General features: G+C 66.8%; 9 protein-coding genes. 5 read left to right on the top strand and 4 right to left on the bottom strand.

The window, feature by feature from the left end:
* The gene (gene dacB / locus J2P76_RS15495) at positions 1 to 1,443 is read right to left on the bottom strand and encodes a D-alanyl-D-alanine carboxypeptidase/D-alanyl-D-alanine endopeptidase (protein WP_207408577.1); all 1,443 of its coding nucleotides are present in this window, start codon (positions 1,441 to 1,443) and stop codon (positions 1 to 3) included.
* A gap of 158 nt (positions 1,444 to 1,601) precedes the next feature.
* Here dacB and queA point away from each other — a divergent pair, with 158 nt between their 5' ends.
* From queA to secF, 5 genes are all read left to right on the top strand, one after another.
* Positions 1,602 to 2,657 carry a tRNA preQ1(34) S-adenosylmethionine ribosyltransferase-isomerase QueA gene (gene queA, locus J2P76_RS15490; RefSeq protein WP_207408576.1) on the top strand — a complete coding sequence of 352 codons (1,056 nt, stop codon included), beginning with the start codon at positions 1,602 to 1,604 and terminating at the stop codon, positions 2,655 to 2,657.
* A gap of 2 nt (positions 2,658 to 2,659) precedes the next feature.
* Complete coding sequence (tgt, locus tag J2P76_RS15485) at positions 2,660 to 3,796, top strand: tRNA guanosine(34) transglycosylase Tgt (RefSeq protein ID WP_207408575.1); 1,137 nt, start codon at positions 2,660 to 2,662, stop codon at positions 3,794 to 3,796.
* Between the two features lie 172 nt (positions 3,797 to 3,968).
* Positions 3,969 to 4,310, top strand: coding sequence for a preprotein translocase subunit YajC (yajC, locus tag J2P76_RS15480; protein ID WP_207408574.1), 342 nt, complete (start codon positions 3,969 to 3,971; stop codon positions 4,308 to 4,310).
* A gap of 66 nt (positions 4,311 to 4,376) precedes the next feature.
* Entirely contained in the window at positions 4,377 to 6,257 is a 1,881-nt protein-coding gene (secD, locus tag J2P76_RS15475) for a protein translocase subunit SecD (RefSeq protein WP_207408573.1), read from the top strand.
* A 51-nt stretch (positions 6,258 to 6,308) separates the two neighbouring features.
* Positions 6,309 to 7,262, top strand: a complete 954-nt coding sequence (gene secF / locus J2P76_RS15470; protein ID WP_207408572.1) for a protein translocase subunit SecF — start codon at positions 6,309 to 6,311, stop codon at positions 7,260 to 7,262.
* Between the two features lie 565 nt (positions 7,263 to 7,827).
* Here the strand turns inward: secF and J2P76_RS15465 are convergent.
* From J2P76_RS15465 to J2P76_RS15455, 3 genes are all read right to left on the bottom strand, one after another.
* Positions 7,828 to 9,039, bottom strand: coding sequence for a ribonucleotide-diphosphate reductase subunit beta (locus J2P76_RS15465; protein ID WP_207408571.1), 1,212 nt, complete (start codon positions 9,037 to 9,039; stop codon positions 7,828 to 7,830).
* Between the two features lie 26 nt (positions 9,040 to 9,065).
* Positions 9,066 to 11,990 carry a ribonucleoside-diphosphate reductase subunit alpha gene (locus tag J2P76_RS15460; protein WP_207408570.1) on the bottom strand — a complete coding sequence of 975 codons (2,925 nt, stop codon included), beginning with the start codon at positions 11,988 to 11,990 and terminating at the stop codon, positions 9,066 to 9,068.
* Between the two features lie 302 nt (positions 11,991 to 12,292).
* On the bottom strand, positions 12,293 to 15,799 hold the full coding sequence (locus tag J2P76_RS15455; protein ID WP_207408569.1) for an indolepyruvate ferredoxin oxidoreductase family protein: 3,507 nt from the start codon (positions 15,797 to 15,799) through the stop codon (positions 12,293 to 12,295).
* Positions 15,800 to 15,847 lie beyond the last annotated feature (48 nt).

The following is a 15,847-nucleotide window of genomic DNA, read 5'->3' as shown; positions in this document are numbered from 1 at the left end:
TTACTGGCCGACCAGCCAGGCGATCAGGGCGTCGTCGAAGGCCCGCACCGCCGCGGCATTGGGGTCGTTGACCAGGCTGACCACCACGTAGCGCTTGCCGCTGGCGCCCAGCACATAGCCGGCCACCGCGCGCACGTCGCGCAGCGAGCCGGTTTTCAGGTGGGCCATGCCAGCGGTGTCTTCGCCCTTCAGGCGCCGCCGCATGGTGCCGTCGACCCCCGCGATGGACAGCGACGACAGGAACTCGGGCATCAGGGGCGTGTGCCAGGCCAGCGTCAGCATCGACGCCAGGCTTTCGGCCGAGACCCGCGCATTGCGCGACAGGCCGGCGCCGTTGTCCATGACCAGCTCGGGCATGTGCAGGCCCTGCCCGGCCAGCACGGCCTTGGCCACGGCCTCGCTGCTTTCGGTGCTGGCGGGACGGCGGCCGCGCTCGGCGCCCAGCGTCAGCAGCAGCGTGCGCGCCATGACGTTGTTGCTGCGCTTGTTGATCTGGCGGATGGCCTCGCCCAGCGGCAGCGACTCGTGCGTGGCCAGCACCACCGCGTCGGGGGGCACCATGCCGGAGCGGATCTTGCCGGTGAAGGTGCCGCCCAGTTCGCGCCACAGCAGGCGGAACAGGGCCTCGGCGAATTCGGGCTGCGACAGCGCCAGCCGGTACAGGCTGAATTCGCCGCACGACCCGGCCACCGTGCCTCCCAGGCGGATCGACACGCCCTGCTGGGTCAGCACCGGGTCGGTGGTGACTACGGGAGGCCCCGGGCAGCGGATCTCGCTCCAGTCGACCTGGCCCTCGATGCGCAGGCCCGGCAGGGGCGGATCGATGATGGGCACCCATTTGTGCGCGACCGGATCGGGGGTGAACAGCAGCCGCAGCGCGCCGAACCCCACCATCAGGGCGTCCGGGCTGGCGTTGTAGGCTCGGTCGGGGGCGCCGTCGAACGCGCCGGGGTCGGTGGACACCTGGCCGAATATGCTGCGGTCGATGACCAGGTCGCTGATTTTCTTTACGCCGCGCAGGCGCAGTTCGCGCAACAGCGTCCAGAGGTCCTGCACCAGCAGGTAGGGGTCGCCGCCGGCGCGCAGGTACAGCGGCCCCGGCAGCGCGCCGTGCGCGTCGGGCCGCGCGCCCGGCTCGGTCAGGAATTCGGTGCGCCACACATAATTGGGCCCCAGTTCGGACAGGGCCGACCAGGTGGTGACCAGCTTCATGACCGACGCGGGGTTGCGCGGCTCGTTGGCGTTGATGGCCACCATGCGCTGCCCGCCCAGTTCCTGCACCACCAGCGACAGCGACGAGCCGGGCAGGCCCGAGGCCTTCCAGGCGCGCGCCAGCTCGTCGGGCAAGCCCTGAGCCTGGGCCGCCAGGGCCGCGCCCAGCAGCGCGCCCGCCGCCAGCCATTGCTTGAATCGTCCGCCCCGCCTGTCCGCCCGTACCGCCATACCGCGTCCGCCACGCTGCTGTTGCCATCGAAGACGCAAGCATACCTAACTGGGGCCCGCCAGCGCCAAAAGCCGCCCCGCCCGGGCGGGCCGCTTACAATACCGGCCTGCCCGCGCCTGCTCCGGCGCTTCCCCCGGCCCTACTTGAACCGCACCGCGTGTCCTCCTCGTCTTTTACGCTTTCCGATTTCGACTACCCCCTGCCGCCCGAGCTCATTGCCCAGACCCCTGCGGCGCAGCGCGGCGGCAGCCGCCTGCTGCACCTGGACGGCGCCGGCGCCCTGCACGACCGCCAGTTTCCCGACCTGGCCGGGCTGCTGCGGCCCGGCGACCTGCTGGTGTTCAATGACACCCGCGTCATCAAGGCCCGCCTGGCCGGCCACAAAGCCTCGGGCGGCAAGGTCGAGGTGCTGGTCGAGCGCATTACCGAATCCGACCGCGCGCTGGCCCATGTGCGCGCCAGCAAGTCGCCCGGCCCCGGCACCACGCTGCACCTGGCCGGCGCCTTCGACGCCACCGTGCTGGGCCGCGCCGGCGAATTGTTCGACCTGCGCTTTCCGGCGCCGGTGCTCGACCTGCTGGACGCCCACGGCGCCACGCCGCTGCCGCCCTACATCACCCACGCCGCCGACGCCACCGACGAGGCCCGCTATCAGACCGTGTATGCGCGCGAACCGGGCGCGGTGGCCGCGCCTACCGCGGGGCTGCATTTCGACCAGGCCATGCTGGAACGGGTCGCCACGCTGGGCGTGGACCGCGCCTTCGTGACCCTGCACGTGGGTGCCGGCACCTTCCAGCCGGTGCGGGTCGACAACCTGGATGACCACGTCATGCACGCCGAGTGGTACACCGTGGGCCAGCCGGTCATCGACGCCATCGCCCGCGCGCGCGCCCGCGGCGGGCGCGTGATCGCCGTCGGCACCACCAGCGTGCGCGCCCTGGAATCGGCCGCCGCCCAGAATCCGCATGGCCCGCAGGCGCCGCTGGCGCCCGTGCAGGGCGACACGCGGCTGTTCATCACCCCCGGCTACCGCTACCGGGTGGTCGACGCGCTGGTCACCAACTTCCACCTGCCGCAATCCACCCTGCTGATGCTGGTGTCGGCCCTGGCAGGCATCGAGCCCATCCGCCGCGCCTACGCGCACGCCGTCGCCCAGCGCTACCGCTTCTTCAGCTATGGCGACGCCATGTTCATCGAATCGCCCGCCCCCTGACCATGACCGGACTGAACTTCGAACTCCTGGCCACCGACGGCGGCGCCCGCCGCGGCCGCATCACGCTCAACCACGGCGTGGTCGAAACCCCCATCTTCATGCCGGTGGGCACTTACGGCAGCGTCAAGGCCATGCTGCCGCACGAGCTGAAAGACATCGGCGCCCAGATCGTGCTGGGCAACACTTTCCACCTGTGGCTGCGGCCGGGCACCGACATTCTCGACCGCCACGGCGGCCTGCACGGTTTCATGCAATGGGACAAGCCCATCCTGACCGACTCGGGCGGCTTCCAGGTGTTCAGCCTGCAGGGCATGCGCAAGATTACCGAAGAAGGCGTGAAGTTCGCCTCGCCCATCGACGGCGCCCGGCTGTTCCTGACGCCCGAAGAATCCATGCGCATCCAGCGCTCGCTGAATTCCGACATCGTCATGGTGTTCGACGAGTGCACCCCGTACCAGATCGACGGCCGCCCGGCCACCGCCGAAGAAGCCGCCCGCTCGATGCGCATGTCGCTGCGCTGGGCGCGCCGCTCGCGCGAAGAATTCGACCGCCTGGGCAACCCCAACGCGCTGTTCGGCATCGTGCAGGGCGGCATGTACGAATCGCTGCGCGACGAATCGCTGGCCGGCCTGGCCGACATCGGCTTCCATGGTTACGCCATCGGCGGCCTGTCGGTGGGCGAGCCCAAAGAAGACATGATGCGCATCCTGGCCCACGTGGCCCCGCGCCTGCCCGCCCACGCGCCGCGCTACCTGATGGGCGTGGGCACGCCCGAAGACCTGGTCGAGGGCGTGGCGCGCGGGGTCGACATGTTCGACTGCGTGATGCCCACCCGCAATGCCCGCAACGGCTGGCTGTTCACGCGCTACGGCGACCTGAAGATCCGCAACGCCAAGTACCGCGACGACACCCGGCCGCTGGACCCGACCTGCGCCTGCCACACCTGCGCCCACTTCTCGCGCGCCTACCTGCACCACCTGCAGCGCGCCAACGAAATTACCGGCGCGCGGCTCAACACCCTGCACAACCTGCATTTCTACCTGGCGCTCATGGGCGAAATGCGCGAGGCCATCGCAACCGGCACCTTCGACGCCTGGCGCGCCCGGTTCGCCGCCGACCGCAAGCGCGGCATCGATTAGCCGCCGCCGGACGGGGCAAATGCCGAAATGCCCCCCGCGGCCCGGCCGGGCTTCCGCCCCCGCATAACCTAGCTACAATAGTCGGCTTGCCCTGTCCAAGGCTCGCGCGGGGACGGGGACAGAGAACACAACCACCCAAACCTGACCCGAACAAATTATTCAGGAGATTTTCATGTCCGTTATCGACACCGCAGGCCTCGTCCTGGCCCAGGCTGCCCCCGAAGGCAGCGCACTGATGGGAATGCTGCCCATCGTGCTGATGTTCGTGATCCTCTATTTCCTGATGATCCGCCCGCAGATGAAGCGCCAGAAAGAACACCGCAACCTGGTGGCCAACCTGGCCAAGGGCGACGAAGTCATGACCGCCGGCGGCATGCTGGGCAAGGTCTCCAAGGTTACCGACACCTACATCACCGTCGAAGTCGCCCAGCTGGCCGACAAGCCGGTCGAGGTGCTGATGCAGAAGACCTCGGTGTCTTCCGTGCTGCCCAAGGGAACCATCAAAGACCTGTAAGCGTCATATCGGGCCCCCGCCGCGGGGGCCTTTTTCCGCTCCATCACGCATGAAACCTAGCCGCCAATGAACCGCTATCCCCTCTGGAAGTACATCACGGTGCTGGTCGCGGTCGTCATCGGCCTGCTTTACACCCTGCCCAATTTCTACGGCGAGTCCCCCGCCGTCCAGGTTTCCAGCGCCAAGGCCACCGTCAAGGTCGACAACGCCACGCTCGACCGGGTTCAGCAGATCCTGGCGGCCGGCAACATACCGGCCACCAGCGTCTACTACGAGCAGAACGGCACGCTGGGCACCATCCGCGCCCGCTTCCCGTCCACCGACGTGCAGCTGCAGGCGCGCGACCTGCTCGACAAATCGCTGAACACCGTCGCCGACGACCCGCAATACACCGTTGCCCTGAACCTGCTGCCCGCCTCGCCGCCCTGGATGCGCACCCTGGGCTGGTTCGAGCCCAAGCCCATGTACCTGGGGCTGGACCTGCGCGGCGGCGTGCACTTCCTGCTGCAGGTCGACATGCAGGGCGCCCTGACCGCCCGCTACGACTCGCTGGCGGCCGACGTGCGCACCACCCTGCGCGATGAAAAAATCCCCAGCCGCGGCGTCGAGCGCGCGGGTACCTCGGTGCTGGCCACCTTCGCCAGCGACGACGAGCGCGACCGCGCCTACACCACGCTGCGCACTCGCCTGCCCGACCTGCAATTCACCGAAAGCGAAGACGCCGGCCACCCCGCCCTGGTCGGCATGCTGAGCCCGGCCGCCGTCACCCGCGTGCAGGACTCGGCCCTGAAGCAGAACATCAATACCCTGCACAACCGCATCAACGAACTGGGCGTGGCCGAGCCCATCATCCAGCAGCAGGGCGCCGACCGCATCGTGGTCCAGCTGCCCGGCGTGCAGGACGTGGCCAAGGCCAAGGAACTGCTGGGCCGCACCGCCACGCTCGAAATCCGCATGGTCGACGATTCCCCGGCCGCCCAGACGGCCCTGGCCGGCGGCACCGTGCCCTTCGGCCTGGAACGCTACACCGACCGCGACGGCCGCCCCATCCTGGTGCGCCGCCAGGTCATCCTGACCGGCGAAAACCTGCAAGACGCCCAGCCGGGCCGCGATTCGCAAACCCAGCAGGCGGCCGTGCACCTTACGCTCGACAGCAAGGGCGCGCGCATCTTCCGCGACGTCACGCGCGACAACGTCGGCAAGCGCATGGCCATCCTGCTGTTCGAGAACGGCAAGGGCGAAGTCGTGACCGCGCCGGTCATCCGCAGCGAAATCGCCGGCGGGCAGGTGCAGATCTCGGGCAGCATGACCGCCGAAGAAGCCGCCGACACCGCGCTGCTGCTGCGCGCCGGCGCGCTGGCCGCGCCCATGTCCATCATCGAAGAGCGCACCATCGGCCCCAGCCTGGGCGCCGACAACATCGCCAAGGGCTTCCATTCCACGCTGTACGGGTTCCTGGCGATCGCGGTGTTCATCATCGTGTACTACCACCTGTTCGGGGTGTTTTCCACCATCGGCCTGTCCATGAACGTGCTGCTGCTGCTGGCGCTGCTGTCCATGCTGCAGGCCACGCTGACGCTGCCGGGCATCGCGGCCATCGCGCTGACGCTGGGCATGGCCATCGACTCGAACGTGCTCATCAACGAGCGCATCCGCGAAGAACTGCGCAACGGCGCCTCGCCGCAGCAGGCCATCCACCACGGCTTCGAGCGCGCCTGGGGCACCATCCTCGACTCCAACCTCACCACGCTCATCGTCGGCCTGGCGCTGCTGGCTTTCGGTTCGGGCCCCATCCGCGGCTTCGCCGTGGTGCACTGCCTGGGCATCGTCACCTCGATGTTCACGTCGGTGGTGGGTGTGCGGGCGCTGGCCAACCTGTGGTACGGCCGCAAGAAGAAGCTCGCCCGGATTTCCATCGGCACGATCTGGAAACCCAAGGAAAACTGACCCTGCCGGGCGGACCACCCGCCCGGGCACCGACAAGAAGCAAGGCGAAACATGGAATTCTTCCGTATTCATCGCACCATACCGTTCATGCGCCACGCGCTGGTGCTGAACATCATCAGCCTGGTCACGTTCCTGGCGGCGGTGTTCTTCATCATCACGCGCGGCTTTCACCTGTCGATCGAATTCACCGGCGGCACGGTCATGGAGGTCAACTACGCGCAGACCGCGCAGCTCGACAGCGTGCGCAGCGCGGTGTCCAAGCTGGGCTACACCGACTTCCAGGTGCAGAATTTCGGCACCTCGCACGACGTGATGATCCGCCTGCCCATTACCGAGGGCCAGACATCCGCCACCCAGAGCGACGCCGTGATGGGCGCGCTGAAGGCCGCTGACTCCACCGCCGAACTGCGCCGCGTCGAATTCGTGGGCCCTCAGGTCGGCCAGGAACTGCTGCACAACGGCCTGATGGCGCTGCTGTTCGTGGTGATCGGCATCATGATCTACCTGGGCATGCGCTTCGAATGGAAGTTCGCCGTGGCGGGCGTGATCGCCAACCTGCACGACGTGGTCATCATCCTGGGCTTCTTCGCCTTCTTCCAGTGGGAATTCTCGCTGTCGGTGCTGGCCGGGGTGCTGGCGGTGCTGGGCTACTCGGTGAACGAATCCGTGGTCATCATGGACCGGATCCGCGAAAACTTCCGCAAGCAGCGCAAGGCCAGCGTGCAGGAAATCATCAACAGCGCCATCACCCAGACCATCTCGCGCACCATCATCACCCACGGTTCGACCCAGATGATGGTGCTGGCCATGCTGTTCTTCGGCGGCCCGTCGCTGCACTACTTCGCGCTGGCGCTCACCATCGGCATCTGGTTCGGCATCTATTCCTCGGTATTCGTCGCCGCCGCCCTCGCCATGTGGATGGGGGTCAAGCGCGAGGATCTGGTCAAGCCGGTGAAGAAAGAAGNACCGCTTTCTTCACGGCCTTCTTGGCAGCGACTTTCTTGACGGCCTTCTTGGCAACCGCTTTCTTCACCGCCTTCTTGGCAGCGGCTTTCTTCACGGTTTTCTTGGCGGCGGTCTTTTTCACTGCCGGTTTTTTGGCCGCCGTTTTCTTCACGGCGGGTTTCTTGGCCGCAACCTTCTTCACGGCGACTTTCTTCACGGCCTTCTTGGCCGGGGCTTTCTTGGCCGCGGCCTTCTTGGCGGCGGGTTTCTTCACCGCTTTCTTGGCGGCTTTCTTGGCTGTTGCCATGGTTATGCTCCTTAGGTTCAGGGGTCCCAGAACTTAAACCCGTGCCACTATCCGCCGAAAAACGGATCGCGCCCGGGCTATTCATCGGCGCATGCCGCTGCCCCATGCGGGCGACAGCTACTACGGTTTGCGCTAATGAATTCGGCACAGCCATTTGATATGGCCCCCGCACCGTGCGCGAGCCATCTCAAATGGCGCCGGCAGGCGCCCGACATCGGGCAGCCTACCGCTTGGTACTGCGTATTCGAATACCCAGGCCGACGGAGCCGGCATCGGGTCGCCGCGCAAGCCACTGCGCGCGGCGGCGGCCGATGCGCATCATTCCCAGCTCAGCGTCCCGCCAGTCTGGTATTCGATCACGCGTGTTTCGAAAAAGTTGCGTTCCTTTTTAAGGTCGATCATTTCCGCCATCCACGGGAAGGGGTTTTCTTCCTGGGGATACAGAGGTTCTATCCCAATTTGCTGGCAACGGCGATTGGCGATGAAGCGCAGGTACGACTTGAACATGGGGGCGTTCAAGCCCAGCACGCCGCGCGGCATCGTGTCTTCGGCGTAAGCGTATTCGAGTTCTACCGCCTTCTGGAACAGCCCGCGGATTTCCTCGCGGAATTCCGGCGTCCACAGATGGGGGTTTTCCAGCTTGATGGTGTTGATCAGGTCGATGCCGAAATTGCAATGCATGGATTCATCGCGCAGGATGTACATGTATTGCTCGGCGGCGCCGGTCATCTTGTTCTGGCGGCCCAGCGCCAGGATCTGCGTGAACCCCACATAGAAGAACAGGCCTTCCATCAGGCAGGCGAACACGATCAGCGACTTCAGCAGTTTCTGGTCGGATTCGGGCGTACCGGTGTGGAAGTTGGGGTCGGCAATGGCTTCGATGAACGGAATCAGGAATTCGTCTTTGGCGCGAATGGACGGGACTTCGTTGTACGCATTGAAGATCTCGGCTTCGTCCAGGTCGAGGCTTTCGACGATGTACTGATAGGCGTGCGTGTGGATGGCTTCTTCGAAGGCCTGGCGCAGCAGGAACTGGCGGCATTCGGGCGCCGTGATGTGGCGGTAGGTGCCCAGCACGATGTTGTTCGCGGCCAGCGAGTCGGCCGTGACGAAGAAGCCCAGGTTGCGCTTGACGATGCGGCGCTCGTCCTCGGTGAGCCCGTTCGGGTTCTTCCAGAGGGAGATGTCGCGCGACATGTTGATTTCCTGCGGCATCCAGTGGTTGGCGCAGGTGGCCAGGTATTTTTCCCAGGCCCACTTGTATTTGAACGGAACCAGCTGGTTGACGTCGGTCTTGCCGTTGATGATGCGCTTGTCGGCGACCTTGACGCGGTGCGCGGCGGCATCGTCGGTGTCTTGCAGGCTGGCCGCGTGCTGCGGCGCGGCCGGGGTGGGCAGCGCCGAGTCGCCGAACACGCCGGTGGCGGCGCGGGCCGGCTGGGCCGCAGGCGCGGCCGGCTGCCCGCCCGCCGCGGGGGCGGGCAATTGCGCCGGTTGCACTGCGAGTTTGTCGTCTTCCCAATTAAGCATGAATGAATTCTCCGGGGGCGGTGGATTTACTGGCAGGCTTCGCACTCTTCGAAGCCGGGATCACCCGGCCGCATGGTGCAAACCGCCCCGAGAACTTCGGGTTCAGGCAAGGCAGGGGCCACCGCCGCAACCGCCGTGGCGGCCTGGCCGGCGCTGACGGCGTTCAGTTCGCCGCCGCGGCCCGTGGATTTTTCGGCGCTGGTGGCGCCCAGCGTGCGCAGGTAATAGGTGGTTTTCAGGCCACGCTGCCACGCCAGCTTGTAGGTGTCGTCGAGTTTCTTGCCCGAGGCGCCCGCCATGTAGATGTTGAGCGACTGGGCCTGGTCGATCCACTTCTGGCGACGCGACGCGCACTCGACCAGCCAGCGCGGTTCGACTTCGAACGCGGTGGCGTAGAGTTCGCGGAGTTCGGAAGGTACGCGATCGATACGGGACAGGCTGCCATCGAAGTACTTGAGGTCGGCGACCATGACTTCGTCCCAGAGACCGAGTTTCTTCAGGTCACGCACGAGATAATCGTTAACGACCGTGAACTCGCCGGAGAGATTCGATTTGACGTACAAGTTCTGGAAAGTAGGTTCGATGCACGCAGATACGCCAATGATATTGGAAATTGTCGCAGTTGGGGCAATTGCGATGCAGTTCGAGTTGCGCATGCCATGTTCTTTGATGCGCGCACGCAACGCATTCCAATCGAGCGTGCTCGATTCATCGACTTCGACATGGCCGCCGCGTTCATCGCGCAGCAGCGCCAGCGTGTCTTGCGGCAGGATGCCGCGCGACCACAACGAGCCTTCATACGAAGGATAGCGGCCGCGTTCCTGCGCGAGTTCGCTCGACGCCCAATAGGCGTGGTAGCACACGGCTTCCATCGAACGATCGGCGAATTCGACGGCGGCTTGCGATGCGTACGACACGCGCATCATCTGCAGGCAGTCCTGGAAGCCCATGATGCCCATGCCCACCGGGCGATGGCGTTCGTTCGAGTCTTTGGCTTTCTTGACTGCGTAGTAATTGATATCGATCACGTTGTCGAGCATGCGCATGGCGATGCCGACCGTGCGCTTGAGCTTGTCGTGGTCGAGCTCGAAGCCGCCGGCGGCGGCCGGCTTCATGTGCGCGACCAGGTTCACCGAGCCCAGATTGCAAACGGCGATTTCAGAATCGTTGGTGTTCAGGGTGATCTCGGTGCACAGGTTCGAGCTGTGCACCACGCCCACGTGCTGCTGCGGCGAGCGGATGTTGCACGGATCCTTGAACGTGATCCAGGGGTGGCCGGTTTCGAACAGCATCGACAGCATCTTGCGCCACAGCGAGATGGCCGGCATTTTCTTGAACAGCTTCAGTTCGCCGCTGGCGACGCGGGCTTCGTAGCCCAGGTAGGCCTGCTCGAAGGCCTTGCCGTACTTGTCGTGCAGGTCGGGGCAGTCCGACGGCGAGAACAGGGTCCATTCGCCGTTTTCCATGACGCGCTTCATGAACAGGTCGGGAATCCAGTTGGCCGTGTTCATGTCGTGGGTGCGGCGGCGCTCGTCGCCGGTGTTCTTGCGCAGCTCGAGGAACTCTTCGATATCCAGGTGCCACGTTTCCAGGTACGTGCACACCGCGCCCTTGCGCTTGCCGCCCTGGTTCACCGCCACGGCGGTGTCGTTGACGACCTTCAGGAACGGCACCACGCCCTGGCTTTCGCCGTTGGTGCCCTTGATGTGGCTGCGCAGCGCGCGCACCGGGGTCCAGTCGTTGCCCAGGCCGCCGGCGTACTTGGCCAGCAGGGCGTTTTCCTTGATGGCGTCGTAGATGCCTTCCAGGTCGTCGGACACGGTGGTCAGGTAGCACGACGACAGCTGCGAATGCAGCGTGCCCGAGTTGAACAGCGTGGGGGTCGAGCTCATGAAGTCGAACGACGACAGAATTTCATAGAACTCGATGGCGCGGGCTTCGCGGTCGGCTTCGCGCAGCGCCAGGCCCATGGCCACGCGCATGAAGAACACCTGCGGCAGTTCGATGCGGGTGCCGCGGATGTGCAGGAAGTAGCGGTCGTACAGGGTCTGCAGGCCCAGGTAGCCGAACTGCAGGTCGCGGCGGGAGTCCAGCGCCGCGCCGATGCGGGCCAGGTCGTAGTCGGCCAGCTTGGCGTCGAGCAGGCCGCCTTCGATGCCGCGCTGGATGAAAGTGGGGAAGTATTCGGCGTAGCGGGTGGCCATGCCGGCCTGCGACACTTCTTCGCCCAGCACTTCCTTGCGGATCGTGTGCAGCAGCAGGCGCGCGGTGACCTGGCTGTAGGCCGGGTCTTTCTCGACCAGCGCGCGCGCCGACAGGATGGCGGACTTGAACACTTCGTCGACGGGAATGCCGTCGTACAGGTTCTTGACCGTTTCCTTCAGGATGGTTTCGGTGTCGATGAATTCGCTCAGGCCTTCGCCGGCGGCTTCGATGGTGGCGCGCAGCGCGGCCAGGTCGAGCGGGCGGCGCACGCCGTTGTCCACCACGTTCAGGCTGCTTTCCTGGGCCACGGCCGGCGCGGTTTTCTCCAGCACTTCGGCGGCGGCGGCGCGCTCTTGCGCGCGCTTTTCGCGGTACAGCACATAGGCGCGCGCCACATCGTGCTCGCCCGAGCGCATCAGGGCCAGTTCGACCTGGTCCTGGATGTCTTCAATATGGAAGGTGCCGCCGGCCGGGCGGTTGCGCACCAGCGCATTGACCGCCTGCGAGGCAAGGGTCTCGACCAGCTCGCGCACGCGCGCGGAAGCCGCACCCTGGCCGCCATTGACGGCCAGGAAGGCCTTGGTCATGGCGATAGCGATCTTGCTGGGTTCGAAACCCACCACCGAGCCGTTGCGCCGGATGACGTTATAGCTGGCCCATTGTCCGCCGTTGGCATCGGCGGGGGCATCGGTTTGGGAAGGCGGCACGGCGGAAGGCCGGGTCACAGAGGCGATCGTAGTCTGCATGGAAGCTCCTGTGGAAATAGCGGATAAAGCATGGGGCGTGCCCATGCCGGGTGCTGATGTATCTGGAGAGGGGGCCGTACGGCGCCGGAGCGAACGCCCGGCTGCGCCAGGCGGAGTAAGTCCGACTATTCTGACGACCACTACATATAGTGTAGCACCCCTCGTATGGCACTAATTCTAGTGATGAGGGGAGGGGGGAACAAGAAGAAACAAAGCCTGGTTCCCCGATTAATTGCGACAAAATGTAACGTACGCGCTGGCAAGGCGCGTACGGCGTAGCTTTCGCGCCTGAAGGCGCGGCTTCATGCGCTTTTGCGCAAGGAAACCTTCGGAGAGGCCGGCGGGCCGTAGTGTTGCAGCATCTGCTGCAAGCGCTTCCGATATTCTGCCACGCTGGCCGCCTTGACATGCCCGAATCCCCGCACCTGTTCGGGCAGGGCGGCGATGCCGGCCGCCTGCGCCAGGTTGGCCGGCGACAGGTGGGCCAGCAGGGTGTCTACCGTCTGGCGGTATTCCTGGATCAGTTGGCGCTCCATGCGCCGCTCGGCGCTGTGGCCGAACGGATCCAGCCAGGTGCCGCGCAGGCCCTTGAACCGTGCCAGGACCCGCATGGCCGGCCAGGCGGCCGGCCCCAGCGCGACCTTGCGGGGAATGCCGGTGCGCGGGTCTTTGCGTGCCAGCAGCGGCGGCGCCATATGAAAGCGCAGCGTGTAGCCGCCCTCGAACTGTTCGCGCAATTGCCGCTGAAAGCCGCCATCGGTGTACAGCCGCGCCACTTCGTATTCGTCTTTGTAAGCCATCAGCTTGAACAGGCTGCGCGCCACCGCCATGGCCAGCCTCGGCGCGCGCGCCGAAGGCCCCAGTTCCCGCTCGCGCTGCGCCACGCGGTCGACCAGCTGCCGGTATTGGCGCGCATAAGCCGCGTTCTGGTAGGCCGCCAGGTCGCGCTCGCGGCGCGCCACCGCCCGCTCGAACGATTCCGGCACGTGCAGCTGCACCACCTGGGCCACCGGACGCAGCGCTTCTTCAAGCGCCTGCGGCCGGTGCGCCGCCAGGCGGCCGGCTTCGAAGGCATCCTGGTTGGCCTGCACGGCCACGCCATTCAGTTCGATCGCGCGCGCCAGTGCGGCGTGCGACAGCGGCACCGCGCCGCGCTGCCAGGCATAGCCCAGCATGAACATGTTCGACAGGATGCTGTCGCCGAACAGCGCCAGCGCGGCCTGGTGCGCGTCCAGCGCGGCCGTGTTGGCCTCGCCGGCGGCGTGGCGGATCTTGGCCAGCAGCGCCTCGGGCCGCAGGGCCGCGTCCGGGTCGCGGGTGAATTCCGACACCGGCGCCACGTAGGTGTTGACCACCGCCTGTGTGTGCCCGCGGCGCAGCGCGCCCAGCGAATCGGGCGCCACCGCCGCCACGGGATCGCACAGAATGGCGGCGTCGGCCTGCTGCCAATCGAGCCGCACCGGGCCGTCGGGCGCATGGGCCGGGGCCAGCCGGATGTGGCTGACCACCGTGCCGCCTTTCTGGGCCAGGCCGGTCAGGTCCAGCACCGAGGCCGACAGGCCCTGCAGGTGTGCCGCCATCGAGACGATCGCGCCGATGGTGATGACGCCGGTGCCGCCCATGCCCGCCACCAGCATGCGGTAGGGTTGTTCGGGCGCATGGGCGGGCGGCAGGGGCAGGGCGCCCAGGTGCTGCCGCCAGGCCGGCGCGCCGGCCGTCGCGGTGGCCTGCTTGCGCAGCGTGCCGCCCATCACCGACACGAAGCTGGGGCAGAAGCCCTCGGCGCACGAATAATCTTTATTGCAGCTGGACTGGTCGATGGCGCGCTTGCGGCCGTACGGGGTTTCCAGCGGCACGATCGACAGGCAGTTCGACTGCGTGCCGCAATCCCCGCAGCCTTCGCACACGGCGCTGTTGATCAGCAGGCGGCGCGGCGGATCGGGAAACTGCTGCTTCTTGCGGCGCCGCCGCTTTTCGGCCGCGCAGGTCTGGTCGTGGATCAGCACGGTGACGCCCGGAGTGGCGCGCAATTCGCGCTGCAGGGCGTCGAGTTCGCGCCGGTGGTGCACGGTAACGCCGGCCGGCAGGTCCACACCCTGGTATTTTCCGGGCTCGTCGGTCGTCACCACGATGCGCGCCACGTTTTCGCCGCGCAGCTGCTGGCAGATCTGCGGCACCGAGATCGGGCCGTCCACCGGCTGGCCGCCGGTCATGGCCACCGCGTCGTTGAACAGGATCTTGTAGGTAATGTTGGCGCGCGCCGCCACCGCCTGCCGGATCGCCAGGTAGCCGGAATGGTAGTACGTGCCTTCGCCCATGTTCTGGAATACGTGCGGCATCTCTATATAGCGGGACAGGCCGATCCAGTCGGCGCCTTCGCCGCCCATCTGGGTCAGGCCGCCGGTATCGCGGTCCATCCAGGCGGCCATGTAGTGGCAGCCCACCCCGGCCAGCGCCTGGCTGCCCTCGGGCACCTTGGTCGAGCTGTTGTGCGGGCAGCCCGAACAGAAATAGGGGCGCCGGCGCATGCCGTCGGCGTCGTTAGACAGCGGCGCCGGACAGGCGAACCCGGCCGGGTCGGCGGCGCTGCGCAGGCCGGCGGCGCGCGCCAGCCAGGCCGCCAGCGGCCCGGCCAGCAGCGACGGACGCAACTGCCCGGCCGACGGCACCAGCGGTTCGCCATCCAGGCCGGTCTTGCCGGCCACGCTGGGGCGCGCGGGCAGGTTGTACAGCAGGTCCTTGATCTGGCTTTCGACTACCGCGCCCTTTTCTTCGATCACCAGGATGTGCGACAGGCCGCGCGCGAACTCCTGCAGGCGGCCGGCATCCAGCGGCCAGGTCAGGCCGGGCTTGTAGATGCGCACCGGCGTGTCGGCCGCATGCGGGTCGATGCCCAGCCGGGCCAGGGCTTCCAGGGTGTCCAGGTGGGCCTTGCCCACGGTCACCAGGCCTGCGCGCGCATGCGGTGCGGCGCAGACCAGCCGGTCGATCGAATGGCGCCGCGCAAAGGCGCGCACGGCCTTCAGCCGCGTCTGCATGCGCAGCTCCACCGCCGGCGACAGGAAGTCGCGCGCGGTGTATTCCAGCGCCTCGGGCGGCAGGTCCGGGTCGGCCGGCATGTCGTAGCGGGCGGGCGGCGCCGGCGTATATGCCTGGCCGCTTTCCACGGTTTCGGAAATGGCCTTGAACGCCACCCAGGCGCCGCTGTGGCGCGACAGCGCCCAGCCCCATAGCGCAAAGGTCTCGTATTCGTCGATCGAGGCCGGGTGCACCACAGGCATCTGCCAGCCGATCAGCGAGGCTTCGCTGGCATGGGGAATCGACGACGACACCGCCGTATGGTCGTCGCCCACCACCACCAGCACGCCGCCGTGGCGCGAGGCGCCGGCGGCATTGCCGTGGTGCAGGGCGTCGCCGGCGCGATCCACGCCGGGGCCCTTGCCGTACCACAGGGCAAACACCCCATCCACCTTGCGGTCGGCGCGCACGCCCGCCTGTTGCGTGCCCATGACGGCGGTGGCGGCCATGTCTTCATTGATGCCGGGCACAAAGGTGATCTGGTGGGCCTGCAGAACCGGCCCGGCCTTCCACATGGCCATGTCGACCCCGCCCAGCGGCGAGCCGCGATAGCCCGACACAAAACCGGCGGTGTTCAGGCCGCGCTCGCGGTCTTGCCTGCGCTGGGCCAGCAGCACGCGCACCAGCGCCTGCGTGCCGGTCAGGAACACGCGGCCGCGCGTGCGGGTCAGGTTGTCCTGCAGCTGGTAGTCCAGGTCCAGGGCGGGTTCGGCCGCCGGGGTTCCGTCCATGATGGGCGCTCCTATTCGTTCTTACCATGATAGGTGCGCCGAACCGGC

Source organism: Bordetella petrii (genome assembly GCF_017356245.1).
Taxonomy (GTDB): Bacteria; Pseudomonadota; Gammaproteobacteria; order Burkholderiales; family Burkholderiaceae_B; genus Bordetella_A; species Bordetella_A petrii_D.
The sequence above is the reverse complement of the archived record's forward strand: the minus strand, read 5'-3'. Positions and strand labels throughout refer to the sequence as shown.

Bases quoted from the DNA above. Each gene is read 5' to 3' on its own strand.
- dacB (WP_207408577.1), bottom strand. From the start codon at position 1,443: ATGGCGGTACGGGCGGACAGGCGGGGCGGACGATTCAAGCAATGGCTG.
- tgt (WP_207408575.1), top strand. From the start codon at position 2,660: ATGACCGGACTGAACTTCGAACTCCTGGCCACCGACGGCGGCGCCCGC.
- yajC (WP_207408574.1), top strand. From the start codon at position 3,969: ATGTCCGTTATCGACACCGCAGGCCTCGTCCTGGCCCAGGCTGCCCCC.
- secD (WP_207408573.1), top strand. From the start codon at position 4,377: ATGAACCGCTATCCCCTCTGGAAGTACATCACGGTGCTGGTCGCGGTC.
- J2P76_RS15465 (WP_207408571.1), bottom strand. From the start codon at position 9,039: ATGCTTAATTGGGAAGACGACAAACTCGCAGTGCAACCGGCGCAATTG.
- J2P76_RS15460 (WP_207408570.1), bottom strand. From the start codon at position 11,990: ATGCAGACTACGATCGCCTCTGTGACCCGGCCTTCCGCCGTGCCGCCT.
- J2P76_RS15455 (WP_207408569.1), bottom strand. From the start codon at position 15,799: ATGGACGGAACCCCGGCGGCCGAACCCGCCCTGGACCTGGACTACCAG.